The sequence below is a fragment of the Aphanizomenon sp. CS-733/32 genome (assembly GCF_028330045.1).
GTDB classification, from domain to species: Bacteria; Cyanobacteriota; Cyanobacteriia; order Cyanobacteriales; family Nostocaceae; genus Dolichospermum; species Dolichospermum gracile.
Window position 1 is genome coordinate 1 of record NZ_JAQMSE010000008.1, and the last position, 17,147, is coordinate 17,147.

Sequence of the window (17,147 nt, forward strand, 5' to 3'; positions counted from 1 at the left end):
ACTAGAAGTCGCAGCTACACAGACGAAACCCACCTTCGTGGGTTCAAAAGCCTTGATTTTTCGTTAGTCCACGCAGGTGGACTTTGTTTGTGTAGTAGCGATTTCTAATCGCCGGAAACTTTTCAAACATCCTCTAAGTAAAGGATATTCGTTTCCAAATCATCTAAGTTACGATTTATCCCTTTTGCAACATCACAAATTAAATTAAGTGCCTTTAAAATTCTTGTCTTTCCAACTCCAGAACCACCGACAAGTAAATTTAGATCCTCAAATTTAACTTCCTCAATGTGCCAATTTTCTTTATTGTTACTGAATTTAAAACTCTGTATTTTCATACTTCTTACTTTTCTTAACAAGCAATTATATAGAGAATCTAAAAGAACTTCTGACATGAATATCTTCAATTCGCTCTATATCGGGTATTTTAGCACTCAAAGTTATGATCAGAGATTTTGTTTTAGATTACTTTTTAATATCATTAATTAAGCGCATATTCTCATCAACATTCTTTATGTAAAAAATAAATACTGCTATTTGCTTGACATTGCCTCTTGACGAGTATAAGCAGAGCGATTAAGCAGTGGGTTTCAGCCATCATCCTTTTTCCGTCTGCGAGATTCATAGGATTCTCGAAAACGAGGTTCATCAGGCAATAGTTCCATCGCTTTGCTATAGGCTTGAAGAATCTCAGTTTCAGATGCCCGTAGTGAATTTAATGTTCTAGCCAAATCAAACCAACACCAAGCATTTCTGACTTTATCATCAGATAATTGAATTGCACGACGAAGTAATTCTATAGCTTCCCGATTTAATCGTCTTTTTGTGTGCATATCTCTGTTTATTTTCGAGAGATTAATTTTAGTTTGGGCATACTCCTGAAGAGACTTAGGATCATCCTTGATAAATTCATAATTATCGGCAAAAATTCTGTGAGCTTCCTGAAAACGCTTGGCACGTTTATATAAAATTGCCAACTCTACTGTATCACTAACTTGTATGGGTAAAGGAGCTTGTTCTAAAATTACTGAAGCTTCATTAAATTTTCTTTGATCTAAAAGAATTTTTGCTATAGCAGTGTAAGGCAAATGGCGATCCATAATAGTCAAGTCAGATTCAATATCCCTAAATAATTTCTCTGCGGCAATAAAATCTCCCGATGATGTTTTATATTCAATAATTTGAGCGATTAATGCTCCTGATTTGGGAACTTGACTCAGGGATGATTCTAAATTTAATATAGCTCTTTGTCGTTCACCTACAGCCCATAAATGAGAACTTTCTCTCAGGGCATGAATAACTATATATTGTGGATGTGCTGGTAATGTTACACGGAAGTAAGTTCGTGTTTCATCAAAATCAAAACTCGGATCTGGAGAACCATTTTCTGTCATCTTGCGGCGAATTTTAGGAATACCCGTGCCTCTAGCTTCTGCCAAATGTAAATCCTTTAAAAACTCTCCAATTCTCCGATTTCGATAAGGAACAGGAGGAATCATTACCCCTGGTTGAAAATGTCTCATTTGAATACCTGGTACTGGTCCAGGATAGCTAATAATCTCTAAACGATCAGGATAAAGATAAACTTTTACTGGTTCTTGAATCCCTTCATAACTACGATGGTAAACTGCATTCACTAAAGCTTCTTCCATAGCTTCATAAGGAAAAGCAACAGTTCTATGAGCCGTTGACTGATTTGGAACTTTACGAACCATCGTTGTACTAAAGTTATTCAAATAATCCAAGGCTTGACGAAGCTGATGATGTAATGGTCCACGAAATATTTTTTCTTCTATTAAATTTCCTCCGGCATCATCACCAAATTGCACAATTTCAATTCTTGCACCAGGAAAATATTGTTCTGGATGATCAACAAAGAATAACAAAGCAATATTTCTTGGTACTTCATGACTATTAATTGGTGCAGTAATTCGCAGATTTCTATATAAATCCAATTCGGGAATTACATTACCTGGTGCAACTAACTCACTCTTGATATCTGATAAAAAATTTCTGACTAAGGTGGGAGAAATGACATCAATAGATACAGCAGAATTACGACGATCATCAAATGGCACTTTTGCCGCCATTTGCATTAATTGAGTTAATATATCACCTCTAGCTTCAACAGTTTCACTTCCTTGTCGGACATAATAGGATCTCTCGCCACTATTTAAGGTTTTCGGCGCTTGATATGGACGAACATCCCCGCCAGATACCCAAATTACTAATATCTGCTGATCTTGACATATTTCAGGAGAAATGACTGGCTGATATTCTGGATCAATTCGCTTGCAATTACTGCGAATCCATTTCTGAATTTCGTCTAAATTTTGTCCTTCTAGTCCATGAGGGGGAAGAATAGGCTGACCGTTTTTATCTTCGATGCCAATAATTATATATCCACCATTTAAGTTAAAAAAATCATTTGCAAAAGCACAAATACTATGTAATACACTTTCTGCTATCGGCTGTGACCAAGTTTTCTTAAATTCTATCTTTACAGACTCAACCGAGCGAGCGTGGATTAAATCGTCAAGATTAATAGGTAATGTGTTCATACTTATTCTAATTTTGGACACTGACACTACCAAGTCTAGTCATGGCACAACTTAATATTTGTTCTCTATCTTAAGTCTGTAGCGATTTGTTTGCAGCAGTGCTAGTCTCTTCCGGGACGCTTCCCGAAGGCTATCGCGCTGGAAGTGTTTACATCTAAACATTCTAACAAATCCAGTTGCAATTGATGACAACAATATGAGAAAATGAAAAGAATATGAAAACAACCTAGAGACAATATTAGCGCCTGTGAAACTTGATACTCCACCTGTCAGCATTTCCCACTTATCGGAAACTAAAAGCCAATTACATCAGACCATAGTTAAGGATCATCCCCAACCCAAAGAATCTGCATTTATGGTATTTGGGACAACCTTTATTACTATCTTTCTCGCGGAAATTGGTGATAAAACCCAACTTTCCACCTTATTAATGAGTGCAGAATCTCATGCCCCTTGGGTAGTTTTCCTGGGTTCAGCAGTAGCATTAATCACTACTAGTTTACTGGGAGTATTATTAGGTGGTTGGATATCCACAAAACTCAGCCCGAAAACCGTCGAGAAATCAGCGGGGGTGATGTTGCTGTTAATTTCCGTTATGTTGGTGTGGGATGTGATTCAGGGTTAATAGTTGTAAATATTGTGAATTAGGGAATTATGAACTGGCATCTTTTAGGACTAAGCTTTGTAACAGTGTTTTTATCAGAATTAGGTGATAAAAGTCAGTTAGCAGCGATCGCACTTTCTGGACAAGGACAATCTCGAAAAGCGATATTTTTTGGTACAGCAGGCGCTTTAGTATTAACTAGCCTTTTGGGCGCATTAGCTGGTGGTGCAGTGTCCCAATTTTTACCTACACGCATTTTAAAAGCGATCGCTGCCGTCGGTTTTGCCATCCTCGCCATCCGGTTATTATTACCCAAAAGTGACGAGGAATAATTCGAAAAGCCAAAAGCTCTGAGCTTTAAGCTTCCCGCCAACACCAATTTAAAAGCACACCTCCTCCGACCACCTTCAAGGCTTCCAGCAGAAAATAACCGCTGTGCAATAAATTCATTGCTGGTGGCATTGCATCACGAGCGAGTAAGCTAAAATTAGCCCCCAGAGCGCACATTTGGGGAGTTAAGAAATAAGTGTCTAGGAATACGATTATTATCAGAAGTCCAGATAAAGCAATGCTACCCAAAGGCCAATGAGATTTAGTTTTGCTAATAGCTAACACAGCAGTTAAAACCACAGCAGCAGACAATAATTCTAGGCGATTGAAATTCCCAAAAACCACATAACCGGCCGTAGAAAAATTTGCTTCATTCATCATCCCAGCAACGGCAAGACTAGGCATAATTACCCAATCCAAAACCAGACTAGCACTAAGCCAAAAGCCCAAAGTCAATAGCATGGCTATTTGCCAAGTTGACCTTTTCAAATTGAGGTTAGAAATAGCGTTCATAAGAATAATTGCTTTGTTGTATTCTTAGAGTCTAACTAAAACAATGATTTTGACAACAAATATCAATTAACTGTTACAAACAAAAAAATAGAGTTATTCAAGTGGTTTCAGACGATTTTGTAAACAAGTTTGAAGTTTAATGAACAAATAATTCACAAATCTGCAAAACTTAATGTCTCTGCGTCCAGAAAATCCAATAGACATCTCCAAGAAAGAATCTAAAACCCTTAACCTGTCTAGACGAAAACCTAATTTCTGGAGATGTCTAATAATCTAAGTCACATCTGCGGAATGTGGGTTGATACTGATAACCTTCTGCCCCCTGCCTCTTAACTCCTCCTTTTTGTAACGAAAAGAGGAGTAGGGGTGTGTTGCCTGTCCAAAATATTAATTAAATATAAAACTATTGATTTTGTGACTTTGATTACAGTTTTTCCTGTCTGGTAACGCTTGAATGGGAAAATAACTTATTTTTTCCCAAAAAATAAACAAGACTATCTCAAGGATTACACTATAGGGATCACCGCTAATCCAGGAAAAGTTACATCTAAAGTAAATTTATATATCTGAGGCATGATGATAAAAAAAATTATCAAGTCTAAGATAATCACCAAAGATATCAACTTTTTTCCATTCACAATAATTAAACAGTTTTTTCCACTTTTTCTTAAAAGTTATTAAGTTCAGGGGTTTTAAAATGCAAGCATCACAAAAGATTCATTGCCCAAATTGCGGTAGTGCGGCTGAACGTCACTATATTGCTGATAGTCAAGTTACCCGAACACAATGTCCTAGTTGCGATTATTTGATGATCACTTGCACTCGCACGGGTAAGGTGATTGAGGCTTATGCACCAGGAATTTATGCTAGAAAATAGTTGACGATTTTCATGACAAATTACCTTTTTGTGGTTCTTAATTGTCCACAAGCAGCGTCGGCTTCTAAACCGCGAGAATAACGGACACTGACGGCGGTATTTTGTTGTTGAAGAACGTTGACAAAGGCCTCGATTCGGTCGCGGGTTGGTCTTTTATAATCTACTTCTTCTATGGGATTGTAGGGGATTAAGTTAACGTGACTTTGAAATCCTCGCAGACGTTTTGATAGTTCTAAGGCGTGTTCAGGTAGGTCGTTGACTCCAGCGAGAAGTATGTATTCAAAGGTAACTCTGCGTCCAGTTATTTCTACGTATTCTCGACATTCTGCGAGTAAGTCTTCTATGGGGTAGGGTTTAGCACTGGGAATGAGTTGTTCTCGTAATGCTTGGTTGGGTGCGTGGAGGCTGACAGCGAGGGTAATTTGCAGTTGGTGTGCGGCAACTTGCAAAATGCGATCGCGGATGCCTACAGTAGATAGTGTAAGCGATCGCGCCCCAATTCCCATATCTTGATTAATGGATTTAATTGCTAAAATCACATTTTCCGTATTCAACAATGGTTCACCCATACCCATGAATACGACGTTACTCACCCGTTCTTGAAAATCTCCTTGCACAGTCAGGACCTGATCAACAATTTCTGCACGGGTAAGATTACGCTTATAGCCACCTTTCCCAGTTGCACAGAAATCACAAGCCATTGGACAGCCGACTTGAGTAGAAACGCAGACTGTTAAGCGTTTATCGCTGGGAATACCCACTGTTTCCACAATTTCCCCGTCAGCCAATTTGAGGAGATATTTGACGGTATCATCGGGGGCAACAGAGCGGTAATGTAGAGAAGAACGACCTATGGGAATATCTGCCAGTTGCAAACGCCAATTTTTCGGAAATACAGAAATATCAGCGAGCGATCGCACACCCTTGTTATAGATCCAATCATGCAATTGCTTACCCCGATAACCAGGTTGTCCCTGCTGCTGTACCCAAGCAGTTAACTCCGTCACGGAAGCACCTAGAAGAGGAGGGAGAAGTTCAGATTTACTGGAGTTAGGAGAATCTAGCTGAGATACAAACGGCGTAGCAGACATAAGAAATTACAAGTTGATGCTAATTTTCTATTCTACTATATTGTTTTTGTTTCGCGCAAAGGAAGAAATTATTTATCCATCTTCATCTGCGTTTATCTGCGGTCTATTATTCTATAAATGTTTATGAAGAAACTTCCAAGGTAATAATAGTAACTTCTGGTGGACAAAATAACCGTCCGGGGAAATAAGTTCCTAAGCCTCGATTGACATACAATTGATTATTTCCCACTATATGTAAACCCTGTGACCATTGCCAGTGGCGTAATATAGAATGGGTTTTCCGTAAAAATGGTAATTTACGGAGAAGTTTTTTGGGGATTTTCTTGACTATTTTTGCATAGTAAATCATAGCGGGTCCCATTCCAGGAATTACGATTTGTCCTCCGTGACTATGACCAGATAATTGTAAATCTACTCGCCATTTTTTCATGATTTCGGCTGTATCTGGGTGATGAGATAAGACAATTCGAGGTGTACTCAAATCGAGTTGATTCATAATTGCTTCTGGATTAAATTCTCGTGAATAGAAATCCGCTAATCCCACTAAAGGTAATTTTTCTCCGATTGGATAAGCAATTTGATTCCAAAGTACATTAATCCCCACATTTGTTAAAGCATTTGTAATTTCTAATTTTGAACTGGGATAACAAATATCATGATTACCCAGGATAGCATAGACACCATAGCGACTTTCTAGATTTTTTAGTCGTGGTGCTAGTTGATGAATTGGTTTAGCGATTGTGTTAACATAGTCCCCGGTTAAAATAACTAAATCTGGTTTTGCGGCATTACTAACGGCAATTGCTTCTGTTAACATTTTTGTTGATAATAGACCATTATCATAGTGAAAATCTGACATTTGTACCAGCTTTAATCCTGCTAATGATAGAGGTAAGTTGGGGATTTTCACTGTCAATTTTTCTGTACTCAAAGCTCCAGTTAATAATTTGTGCATAATAATTCCGTAGTTTGGGTTAATACCGGGAAACCCAACATTTTAAACCTTGGTTGGGTTGCTGTCGCTGAAACCAACCGACAATTATCAAAATATAATCGTATTTGTTTATACGTTAACAAAAGATTTTGATATTAACTGTATCCAAAGAGTAATATATTTGAATACTCACTCAGATCCCCGACTTCTTGAAGAAGTCGGGGATCTATGCTCTATGATTCTTTTATAGCTATTAGGAAACTAATCGCTCTTGTAGTTTGGATACCATTTCTGCACGAGTAGAAACGTCTAATTTACGGAACATCCTTTTCAAAGCTTGCTTGACAGAATTTTGAGTAATCCATAATTTAACGGCAATTTCTCCATTAGTTAAACCTTGAGCTACTAATCTGGCAATTTCTAATTCCCGCGCTGTCAGGGGACAATTACCAGCAGATGCGAAGGTTTTTGGTTTTGCTTGGAGTGTCGCCATTTTCGCTGATAAATGTAAACAAACTGCACTTAAATCAGCTAAATCATTACTATCAAAGGGCTGACTTCCGGGGTCACGAGCAAAATTTAAAGTCCCCACTAATTGACCATTACAAACTATCGGACCAGTCATCACGTGTTCGTGACGAGTGCAATAGTTTTTCCAGTCTTCTGGGGATAAAATTAATTGCTCATGGGTGGGGGCGTGACGTTCGACAACATAACGCCCAATGGGGTTAGCTTCTAAGCAGACAGCAGGAATTTCAGGAACTTCAATTTGAGTATCTAATTGGTCATCTAGGAGATCAATACCCCAATGTGCATCTACAAAATGGTCGCCAATGGTATCCATGAGAGCTAGTTTTAATTCTTGCTCATTTTGGACATTGGCGATCGCTTGGAAAATGGCGTGGAGAGTTTTAGCCATAAGTGTACCCATTTGGGGTCTATGCGAACCTCGATAATTACCTCTATGCTAATACCAGCAACGATAAAAAGCTATTTTAACTTGTAATCAGAGGAAAAGCACGATGACAGTTACTCAAATCTCAGCCCAAGAACTTTTTCAGGCTGCCTATCAAAACCGTTATACTTGGGATGAAAATTTCCCTGGCTATACCGCAGATATTACTTATAAGTATGATGACCAAGTGATCACAGGTCAAGTGCGGATTGATGCCAATATGAAGGCAGAAGTTCTCAATATAGAAGACGAAGCTGCTAAAAAAGCCATTCACGGACAAGCTTGGGAAATCGCCGTTCACCGTGTCCGTCGGTCTTTTGCACAAACTCACGGCGCAAATACTTTTAGATATGGTAGCAAGGATGCAAACGGCGCAGTAGAAATTTTCGTTGGTGGAAAGTCGGAAGGAGATAAGTACAAAGTGCGTAACAATGAAGTTTGCCACGTTCACCGTTTAATTCACGGTACTTTTGTGACTATTGACACTTTCAGCAGTCACGATACTGGAGAAGGATATCTTTCTCACACATACAATTCTGTATATCATGACCCCGAAACCGGCGCTCAAAAGGGCGGTAAAAGCGATTTTACTGATGAGTATGAGAAGGTAGGCAATTATTACGTTCTCAACCGTCGGGAAATCCGCACGGAAATCGCAGAACGCATTTCTATTCAAGATTTCATCTTTTCTAACATTGAGTTGTTAGGTTAGATTGTTTGAATAGTCTTTGACAATCTCAGTTTTAAGTCTCTATCTTCCATGAACCCACAATGATTACATACACGGGTTCTAGTTGATAGGGACTTTTTGATTTTTTTGTCTGATAGCGAAGCGTGGCGCAAGCCATATCAGGATTTTCAGGATTTAAGGATTTACAGGATGAAAAATAGTGTAAAATATGTGATAATTTCGCAGACGTTTCTGAAATGTTTGATAGTCCAATGCTGATTGAGGAAGATGAACGTTTTGATTACGGTGAAGAACGATGGTTTGGGATTGGTTTTTTGGGAAACGGGGTGGCTGTTGTTGTCTGGACTGAAAGACGCGGTGATGTGATTAGAATTATTTCAGCACGAAAGGCAAATCGTTATGAACGCAAAAGATTTGAACAATATCTCACGGACTAATTGGCAAGCTTTAGATTCAATGTCAGATGAGGATATTGACTATTCTGATATTCCTCCATTGACTGATGAGTTTTTTGAAAAAGCAACTCTGCGAATTCCCGCAGCACAAGCAAAGAATGTTATTCAACTAGAACCTGATGTAATAGCTTGGTTTAAAGCTGAAAATAAAGACTATCAAACAGCTATTAATGAGATTTTACGCCGTCATATTGAAATGAAAAGAGCGATATAAAATTTATTCTATTCCTGTTAAACTGGCAGCTTGTTGAAAATAAGGTTGTAGCATTTCACCAAGTTCTTGAACAATCAGGGAATTTGTATTTTTTGCTAATTCTGGTAAAATTAATTCTTTGCAGAAGCGATCATATTCTAAATGTTCTACCTTGAGATATTGATAAGCTTTTGTATGTAAATTCTTTAGTGCTTCTTTACCTCTAAAAAATATTTTTGCTTTTTGAAAATCTAGTTCATGGGGATTATTAATATAGCTTTCCCAACGAAAATCTTGACTTGTAATTATATCCTCTAACATATTTCTTAACCCCAATATTCTATTTTGTGCTTCACTAGCTTTATTAACTACTTGTTGTTCAAAAAAAGTTCTCATATCTGGTAAAGATAAAGATTCTATTTGATCTAATGTTAGTCTAAAATCTGCATTTTCTCTGAATTGGAACTTTAAACATTCAAATAGTTCTGTCATTATCGAGTTTTGAAAATATTGTATTAGCCATTGTTCTAACTGTAATTTAGTTAAATTATTACCAGTATCCTTTCTATATGTTTTCTTTTCACCTGTTTTTTTGGTAGATATCTGATTGAAAAGACTAGCGATAGTTTCTGTTTCTTCAAGTAAGAAATTTTCCCATTCATGTCTTTTCCAATAGACTCTTTTTACTAATTTATCTTTGATGAAATGAGCGTTAATTTTTTCCTCTGTTCTAAAATCTCTATCAGTAATGAAAATCACTGGTATACTTTGGTGTAATTGACTTTTATAATAGATTAATTGACCTATAGAATTAAAATTCCCACTACCACCTATTTCAATTACTTCATAGTTTATATTGGGTAAAAAGGTTTGAGTTATTAATTTATCAATAGCTCTTTTAATAAATGCAATTTCGGGACTTGTAGGCGCACCTTCAATTAATATATATAAATGATCGTTCTCTATTTTCATTATTTTTCTCCCAGATCACCCAAATTAATAATTTCCGAATCATAAAACATTTTTGCCACAGTTGGTGAATGGGTTGTAAAAATATATTGATTATTGGAATCATCTTCCCGTAAAACTTGGATTAATCTTTTTTGCCAAGCAGGATGTAAATGTAGTTCAACTTCGTCAATAAGAACAATAGAATTTTTAGCGGTATCTGCTGCTAAACCAACTAAAATTCTTAAAATTTGATGTTCTCCTGAACTCATTTGTAGTAAATCATATTCTACACCCTTTCTTTTGAGAATCACAGTATCAGAATCGGGACCTGACTCTAAACCTATTAATTCTGAAGGAAAACAAATTTTATTAAATAATCTTTGAACTCTTTTCCAATATGATTCACCATATTTTTCTTCATTCCATGTTAAATCTTTACGGTAATATTGATTTAACCATAATAAAACATCGCTATGTGCATTTTGATCTTCCTTATTTTGTTTATTGAAACTCTTAAATAATCTTACCGTACGTCTTTGGTCTAAATAGCAAACTCCACCAATTTTATCAAATATTTGTGAAGTTTGACGATTTTTAGATATTGCTTGAGAAGCTCTACCTCTTGCACCCAAAACTCTAATAGAATTTCTAGGTAACATATCATGATCACATAAATTATTTGGTTTTCTACTTGGATAATACCAAATAACTTTTGCTGGACTTTCTAAAGGTGGAACTGATTCTGATAGATTAAAGTTAAAGTTTTGCGGTAATTTAAGTGATGAATAAACATCGTTAATAGCTTCAGCTTCACCTTTTTCAATGGAATACTCAAATGTGATTTGAGCTATATTAGCTCTACCTCTAACTAATTGTTGCACATTGTATTCCAAACCCTCTCTTAACTCTGGATTTTGTGGATTTTCAAAGACTTTAACTACAACATGAATGGCATCTAAAATTGAAGTTTTTCCAGAACCATTAGGACCGACAATTAAACTTATCGGTCGAGGACGACTAAGTAAATCGGTAAAATCTAAAGTGATATCTTTAATAGCACGGAAGTTTTTTATTTCTAAGGAATGTAATTTCATAATATTTCTCAATATTTGTATTTTATTTAACTTTTACTAGACAGTAAATTCATCATGATCGCTAAAAATAGCAGATCACTATTATAGCGAGTTTACCTGCTAATAGAGATGCAAAATCATTTTCTCAAACTATCCCCCAACTACCCAACAAGCGGTATAATTAAAATCCAACCCCAATTCCCTCCTTAATATGATTGCAGTAGGGAATCTAAGGTTGATAAGGTTTACAATGTATATGTGAAATCGTTCACCAACATACCAGGAACTAAACTACCTCCTAACTGTCGGCTTCCGTAAGTTCCGACTTCGGGAATAAATTCTTGGAAGTTGGTTAAATCAATGAGATTTTCTGCTCCCCAAAAACGATAGAGACTTTCATCAAAGCGCAGATTGGCTATGGGAGCAATGATTTGGCCATTTTCTACCCAAAAGCACGCATAACGAGTCATTCCTGTAATTCTGCCAGATGGGCGATCGCTCCAGTTCAAATAATGTAAATTAGAAACATATAATCCTGTATCTAGACTGGGTAAAATATCCTCAAAAGCCAAATTACCAAGGCTGATTTCTGGAGAACGTAAGGTTTCTGAACCATTCGCACCATTAGCAGGTTTATTATATTCCTTCGCAGTGCGAGAATTAACTAAGCTATTAATTAAAATCCCTTTTTCAATTAATGCTAATTCTGGTGCAGCGATTTCTCCCAAATTATTAAATCTCGGTACTAAACCACTTTGAAAATTTTCTTTTAAAGTGAATTTTGGGGAAAGTTGTTTTTCTTGACGTGATAAAGCGGCTAAAGCACTATTACCTTGTTGAATATCGGCTTCACTGATAGCACCCCAGGAAAGCATACCCAATAATTCAGCCACCGCAGCCGGAGCAAAATAAGTTTTATATTGTCCTTTGGGTAATTCTTTAACGGGACGAGATAGCATTTCTATTTGCTGTTTCCCATCATTTATTTTAGCTAAATAAGCAGCTTCATTCCATTCACTTCCGGCAAAAGTTCCTTTTACAGCTTGTCCTGATGCCATAAATAAGGAATAATCTAAGTTAAATGAATCAGTCACAAACCAGTGTTTTTGTCCGCTAGAATCACCATAACCTCTGATAACAACTCCTCCAGCATACATCCCTGTAAAATCTAAATTAGTCACTGTTTCCAGGATACTGGGAACTAATATTTCTGGAGTTAGTAATTTACCAGTATTAATTTCTCGGCTGCTATGATTTCCTGATGGTAAAACTAAATAAGGATCAATTGGTAATAATGGTAATTCATCACGTAATTCTTGTAAAGCGGTGGAGGCTAATTGCCAATCTATTTCCCAATTTCCAGTCAAGGGAAACTGACGATAACTACTGCGTTGATTAGCCATTAAGGTTAATTGAATCGAACCATCATGAACACAACCTGTTTGTCTCACTTTCGCAGAATTAAAGCGGGTAAATTGACTACTTTCGCTGCTAAGTCTAACGGTAAAATGTTCATTTTCTGCTTTTTTATTCAGCAGAGTTTCGATGAGTTGATTAAAAGTTTTTTCTAAAGTTGATAATTCTTCAAGTTTCATGATTTAAATTGTATCTGGATCAATATTTAATTCTCGCAATTTTGCGGCTAAACGTTCTGCTCTTCTAGCTTCCCATTCGGCTCTTTGGGTTTCTATTTTTGCTCTTTGCATTTGTATTGCTGTTTTTTTAGTCTCCTCTTCTGCGGTTTCTTCCGGTGTAGGAACTAACTCTCCTGCTGGGGTAAAATACCTTAATAGTCCTTGGTTAATTCCTAAGTATAAACCTAACTGTTGACTCCATAAATGTCCTTTTTCATTTGGTTCTAAAGGTTGATATTTATTATCTACTAAATGAAAACCTGTAAATTCTAGTGTATAAGGGTCAAACCAAAAGTAATCCGGTGTGCGGAAAGTATTTTGATAAAGTTCTTTTTTGTATTCTCTATCAGTATTAGCTGTACTTGGTGAAAGAATTTCTAAAATGAAATTAGGATATTTACCATCTTCTTCCCACACTACCCAACTTTTCCGAGTTTTGCGTTCAGTTTCCAAGACGACGAAAAAATCAGGACCTCGGAAAAATTGTGATTTTTTTTGATTAGGACTATAGTAAATAGTCAAATTTCCCGCAGCATAGAAATCTGTTCTACCTTTCCATAACCATTCTAAACATTTGAAAAGTAAAATTATTTGTCGTAGATGTAGTTCTGTTTCCACGGGAGGTTCATCACTATATAAATCACTAGGAGGAAATATTACATCTGGGAAGATGTTTTCTTTGCATTCTAATTCTTGAGTAATCATCATGATATGATACCAAGTAGTTATTTATTGATTATAGCATTACGTAGGTTGGGTTGAGAAAACCCAACATTATATTATTCTTTTGTTGGGTTAAGCGACAGCGCAACCGAACCTACATGACTGGTTGGATGATAATTTGATATTTCTCATGTAAGGGAATGTATATTTTTAGCAAGGTTGATCATGGTTGTAATTTTAATTAGCATCTAATTCAATGTTAATTTAATTTGGTTATGTTTGTCAATATATTTTGTCTGAATCAGGATGTCCAGGATTAAAGGATTTACAGGATTTTTGTTTAGATTTGGATTTTGATGAGTTGAATAATTAAATAATTGTGTGTTTCTCAAAGATAGTTCATTCAGAGAACAATTGAATTCCATATATCCTGGGATACGTCACGCTATCAGGCTTTGTTATCATCATTGACAGAATTGGTAGATTAATAGAATTTGGTGATCATTAAAAATATTTAATCTCTTCATCCTGTAAATCCTTAAATCCTGGGTATCCTGATTCAGACATCTTCATTATATCTTTTTGTTGGGTTGTGCTGTCGCTTAACCCAACCTACTTTAACTCACCACAACCTAAATCGGAAAATTCATTAACCACCACCAAAAACTTCGACGTTTGCAAATGCACAAACCGGTGAACCATGTCCTACGGAAATGGCTTGATTTGGTTCTCCTTTGCCGCAGAAAGGTGTGCCGTAAATTTGCCAATTAGTATTATTTCCAACTTGAATTAAGCTATGCCAAAATTCTGGTGTGGTGGCACGATAGTTAGGATTACGCAGGGTTTTAGTCAGTTTACCGTTTTCAATTAGTTTGGCATATTCACAACCAAATTGAAATTTATAACGTTGATCATCTATTGACCAAGAACGGTTAGATTCCATGTAAATTCCCTGTTCTATTCCTGAGATAATTTCTTCAAAGCTGGCGTTTCCTGGTTCTAGATTCAAGTTAGCCATTCTGTCTATGGGGGGACGATTCCAAGAACAAGCTCGCGCACAAGCAACACCGGGTAAATCTGCTCTAGCTTGACTTTCTAAACTGCCTAAACCCCGTTGCAAAATGCCTTTTTTAATTACATATTCTTTACTGGCTACTGCACCAATATCATCAAAACCATAACTGGCAAATTCACCTGTTACTGTAGGATCAAAGGTGATATTCATCAGGGGTGAACCATATTCTAATTTACCAAAATCATCTTTACTAACAAAACTACCGCCGGCATAGTTGCGCTCGTCTCCTAAAATGCGGTCAATTTCTAAAGGATGTCCGATGCTTTCATGAATTTGTAGCATCATTTGATCTGGTGCTAAAACTAAATTGGTGCGGGTATTGGGACATTCTTCTGCTGTTAATAATTCTAATGTTTGTTCACCAACTTTTTGAACTTGATGCCATAAGTTATCGTGTTTAAACAGTTCCCAACCTCCTTGGTAAGAGTTGGCGTGAGAACCGTTATTGCTGCGCTGTTGGACGATTGCACCGTCTTGAGCGATCGCCCCAAAATGATGACTAAGAGATAAAATATTTTGATATACTTCTGAACCGTTGCTACTGACAAACCAAGTTTCTTTTTGCTCTGTGCCGACTTTAGCTGTGGTTTGCACGATTTTATCGCTAATTTTGAGTTGCTGACAAATCCGAATCAGTAAGTCGTTGATTTCACCTGGACTTATGGCGTTAAATGGTTGTAAACACGGTGATTTATATTCACCAACTACTTGAGGACGGGTATTTTCACTAATTGGATATATCCACCATTTACTAGCTGCTAATGCTTGTTTATAGGCGATTTCCGCCGCATTTTGTAAACTGGAAATATGTAAGGAGTTGGTAGCGGCATAACCTAAACAACCATTAACCATGACTTCGATCATTGCTCCCATATCCAATGATTTACCGTTGCTTTTAGGTAAACCATCACGGACAGAATGATCTGTAGAAGTTGTTTTTACGGCTCTGATTCCTACCCAATCTGCGGGGATATTTAAATCGGAAATCGCTTTTTTTAGTTCAATCAACATAATTTTTAATTTTTAATGCCACTTTGCGATACTATGGGATTGTAGTGGTTTAATATTACACTTTATTGCCTGTTTTTGAATTTGTAGAAAAACTGTTCATGTCGGAATTATTAGCTAACACTGGAACTATTGCGGCGATCGCTACTGCTGTTGTCCCTCAACAGGGTAGTGTGGGTATTGTCCGGGTTTCCGGTGATCTGGCAATGGCGATCGCTCACACTCTATTTTACGCCCCAGGGCGACAAGTTTGGTCAAGTCATCAGATTCTTTATGGTTATATTCGTCAACCCCAAACTAAGCAAATTATTGATGAGGCTTTATTATTAATAATGAAAGCCCCCCGTTCTTTTACCCGTGAAGATGTGGTAGAGTTCCATTGTCATGGGGGAATTATGGCGGTACAACAAGTATTACAACTATGTTTGGAAAATGGCGCAAGATTAGCTCAACCAGGAGAATTTACATTAAGAGCGTTTTTAAATGGTAGATTAGACTTAACCCAAGCGGAAAGCATCGCCGATTTAGTGGGAGCAAAATCACCTCAAGCTGCTCAAACGGCTTTGGCTGGATTACAAGGTAAATTAGCTCAACCTATCCGCAAATTACGGGCTAATTGTTTAGATATTTTGGCAGAAATTGAAGCCAGAATTGATTTTGAGGAGGATTTACCACCTTTAGATCAGCAGAGGATTATTGCAGATATTGAGCAAGTAACGGCGGAAATTAACAAATTATTAGCCACAAAAGACAAAGGTGAATTATTACGAACTGGTCTGAAGGTGGCGATAGTTGGGCGACCAAACGTGGGAAAATCGAGTTTATTAAATGCTTGGAGTCGGAGCGATCGCGCCATTGTCACCGACCTACCAGGAACAACCCGCGATGTGGTAGAATCGCAGTTAGTTGTGGGCGGCATTCCCGTTCAAGTGTTAGATACAGCCGGGATTCGGGAAACAGCAGATCAAGTTGAAAAAATTGGTGTAGAGCGATCGCATCGTGCCGCTAATGACGCTGATTTGGTATTATTTACCATAGATGCAGCCGCAGGTTGGACACCCGCAGATCAAGAAATTTATGAACAAGTAAAACACCGTCCGGTAATTTTAGTCATTAATAAAATTGATTTGATTTCAACAGCAGCACAAGAAACTTTACAATCCAAAATCCAAAATCCAAAATCCAAAATCCTTACAGCCGCAGCCATAAATCAAGGAATTGATAATTTAGAAACAGCGATTTTAGAAACAGTTCAACAGGGAAAAGTTCAAGCCGCTGATCTAGATTTAGCAATTAATCAACGACAAGCAGCAGCTTTAACAAAAGCCAAGATTGACTTAGCACAAGTGCAAATGACAATCACCGATAAATTACCCTTAGATTTTTGGACAATTGATTTAAGAGGAGCAATTCAAGCATTAGGAGAAATCACCGGAGAAGAAGTTACAGAATCAGTTTTAGATCGGATTTTCAGCCGCTTCTGTATTGGTAAATAAGATAATTTATTGTTCGCAGTTCCCGAATCAAATCTCAAAATGACAG

At 37.1% G+C, this 17,147-nt stretch carries 18 protein-coding genes; 7 read left to right on the plus strand and 11 right to left on the minus strand.

The window, feature by feature from the left end:
- Window positions 1–122: 122 nt before the first annotated feature.
- Window positions 123–392: a hypothetical protein gene (locus PN471_RS00355; RefSeq protein WP_271775199.1), complete on the minus strand. Its 270-nt coding sequence runs from the start codon at window positions 390–392 to the stop codon at window positions 123–125.
- A 195-nt stretch (window positions 393–587) separates the two neighbouring features.
- Complete coding sequence (locus PN471_RS00360) at window positions 588–2,558, minus strand: RNA-binding domain-containing protein (protein ID WP_271775200.1); 1,971 nt, start codon at window positions 2,556–2,558, stop codon at window positions 588–590.
- A gap of 247 nt (window positions 2,559–2,805) precedes the next feature.
- Between PN471_RS00360 and PN471_RS00365 the strand changes: the two genes are divergently transcribed.
- The gene (locus PN471_RS00365; RefSeq protein WP_271775201.1) at window positions 2,806–3,183 is read left to right on the plus strand and encodes a TMEM165/GDT1 family protein; all 378 of its coding nucleotides are present in this window, start codon (window positions 2,806–2,808) and stop codon (window positions 3,181–3,183) included.
- 29 nt (window positions 3,184–3,212) lie between these two features.
- Window positions 3,213–3,494, plus strand: coding sequence for a TMEM165/GDT1 family protein (locus PN471_RS00370; protein ID WP_168646155.1), 282 nt, complete (start codon window positions 3,213–3,215; stop codon window positions 3,492–3,494).
- A gap of 25 nt (window positions 3,495–3,519) precedes the next feature.
- Here the strand turns inward: PN471_RS00370 and PN471_RS00375 are convergent, their stop codons facing one another.
- The gene (locus PN471_RS00375; RefSeq protein ID WP_271775202.1) at window positions 3,520–4,005 is read right to left on the minus strand and encodes a hypothetical protein; all 486 of its coding nucleotides are present in this window, start codon (window positions 4,003–4,005) and stop codon (window positions 3,520–3,522) included.
- A gap of 697 nt (window positions 4,006–4,702) precedes the next feature.
- Between PN471_RS00375 and PN471_RS00380 the strand changes: the two genes are divergently transcribed.
- A complete protein-coding gene (locus PN471_RS00380) occupies window positions 4,703–4,882 on the plus strand; it encodes a hypothetical protein (protein WP_053541249.1) in 180 nt (59 codons plus the stop codon).
- A 20-nt stretch (window positions 4,883–4,902) separates the two neighbouring features.
- On the opposite strand, the gene rlmN is transcribed toward PN471_RS00380, so the two are convergent.
- The 3 genes from rlmN to PN471_RS00395 all read right to left on the minus strand — a co-directional run bounded on the left by rlmN (window position 4,903) and on the right by PN471_RS00395 (window position 7,826).
- A complete protein-coding gene (rlmN, locus tag PN471_RS00385) occupies window positions 4,903–5,973 on the minus strand; it encodes a 23S rRNA (adenine(2503)-C(2))-methyltransferase RlmN (protein ID WP_271775204.1) in 1,071 nt (356 codons plus the stop codon).
- A gap of 121 nt (window positions 5,974–6,094) precedes the next feature.
- Window positions 6,095–6,928 (minus strand): metallophosphoesterase, encoded by an 834-nt coding sequence (locus PN471_RS00390; protein ID WP_271775205.1) that lies wholly within the window; start codon window positions 6,926–6,928, stop codon window positions 6,095–6,097.
- Window positions 6,929–7,160: 232 nt separating this feature from the next.
- Window positions 7,161–7,826 carry a helix-turn-helix transcriptional regulator gene (locus PN471_RS00395; protein ID WP_193896326.1) on the minus strand — a complete coding sequence of 222 codons (666 nt, stop codon included), beginning with the start codon at window positions 7,824–7,826 and terminating at the stop codon, window positions 7,161–7,163.
- A gap of 103 nt (window positions 7,827–7,929) precedes the next feature.
- On the opposite strand from PN471_RS00395, the gene PN471_RS00400 reads away from it, so the two are divergent.
- From PN471_RS00400 to PN471_RS00410, 3 genes are all read left to right on the plus strand, one after another.
- On the plus strand, window positions 7,930–8,574 hold the full coding sequence (locus PN471_RS00400) for a DUF3386 domain-containing protein (protein ID WP_271775206.1): 645 nt from the start codon (window positions 7,930–7,932) through the stop codon (window positions 8,572–8,574).
- A gap of 215 nt (window positions 8,575–8,789) precedes the next feature.
- Entirely contained in the window at window positions 8,790–8,990 is a 201-nt protein-coding gene (locus tag PN471_RS00405) for a BrnT family toxin (RefSeq protein ID WP_271775207.1), read from the plus strand.
- The gene (locus PN471_RS00410; RefSeq protein ID WP_271775208.1) at window positions 8,953–9,222 is read left to right on the plus strand and encodes a BrnA antitoxin family protein; all 270 of its coding nucleotides are present in this window, start codon (window positions 8,953–8,955) and stop codon (window positions 9,220–9,222) included. Before PN471_RS00405 ends, PN471_RS00410 begins: the two co-directional genes overlap by 38 nt.
- A gap of 3 nt (window positions 9,223–9,225) precedes the next feature.
- On the opposite strand, the gene PN471_RS00415 is transcribed toward PN471_RS00410, so the two are convergent.
- The 5 genes from PN471_RS00415 to PN471_RS00435 form a co-directional block, all read right to left on the minus strand.
- Complete coding sequence (locus tag PN471_RS00415; RefSeq protein WP_271775209.1) at window positions 9,226–10,173, minus strand: hypothetical protein; 948 nt, start codon at window positions 10,171–10,173, stop codon at window positions 9,226–9,228.
- Window positions 10,173–11,246, minus strand: a complete 1,074-nt coding sequence (locus PN471_RS00420; RefSeq protein WP_271775210.1) for an AAA family ATPase — start codon at window positions 11,244–11,246, stop codon at window positions 10,173–10,175. The genes PN471_RS00415 and PN471_RS00420 overlap by 1 nt, the downstream gene beginning before the upstream one ends.
- 224 nt (window positions 11,247–11,470) lie before the next feature.
- The gene (locus tag PN471_RS00425; RefSeq protein ID WP_271775211.1) at window positions 11,471–12,820 is read right to left on the minus strand and encodes a TldD/PmbA family protein; all 1,350 of its coding nucleotides are present in this window, start codon (window positions 12,818–12,820) and stop codon (window positions 11,471–11,473) included.
- A gap of 3 nt (window positions 12,821–12,823) precedes the next feature.
- Complete coding sequence (locus tag PN471_RS00430) at window positions 12,824–13,567, minus strand: Uma2 family endonuclease (RefSeq protein ID WP_271775212.1); 744 nt, start codon at window positions 13,565–13,567, stop codon at window positions 12,824–12,826.
- A gap of 604 nt (window positions 13,568–14,171) precedes the next feature.
- The gene (locus PN471_RS00435; RefSeq protein WP_271775213.1) at window positions 14,172–15,608 is read right to left on the minus strand and encodes a TldD/PmbA family protein; all 1,437 of its coding nucleotides are present in this window, start codon (window positions 15,606–15,608) and stop codon (window positions 14,172–14,174) included.
- A 98-nt stretch (window positions 15,609–15,706) separates the two neighbouring features.
- Here PN471_RS00435 and mnmE point away from each other — a divergent pair, with 98 nt between their 5' ends.
- The gene (gene mnmE, locus PN471_RS00440; RefSeq protein ID WP_271775214.1) at window positions 15,707–17,101 is read left to right on the plus strand and encodes a tRNA uridine-5-carboxymethylaminomethyl(34) synthesis GTPase MnmE; all 1,395 of its coding nucleotides are present in this window, start codon (window positions 15,707–15,709) and stop codon (window positions 17,099–17,101) included.
- Window positions 17,102–17,147: the final 46 nt, after the last annotated feature.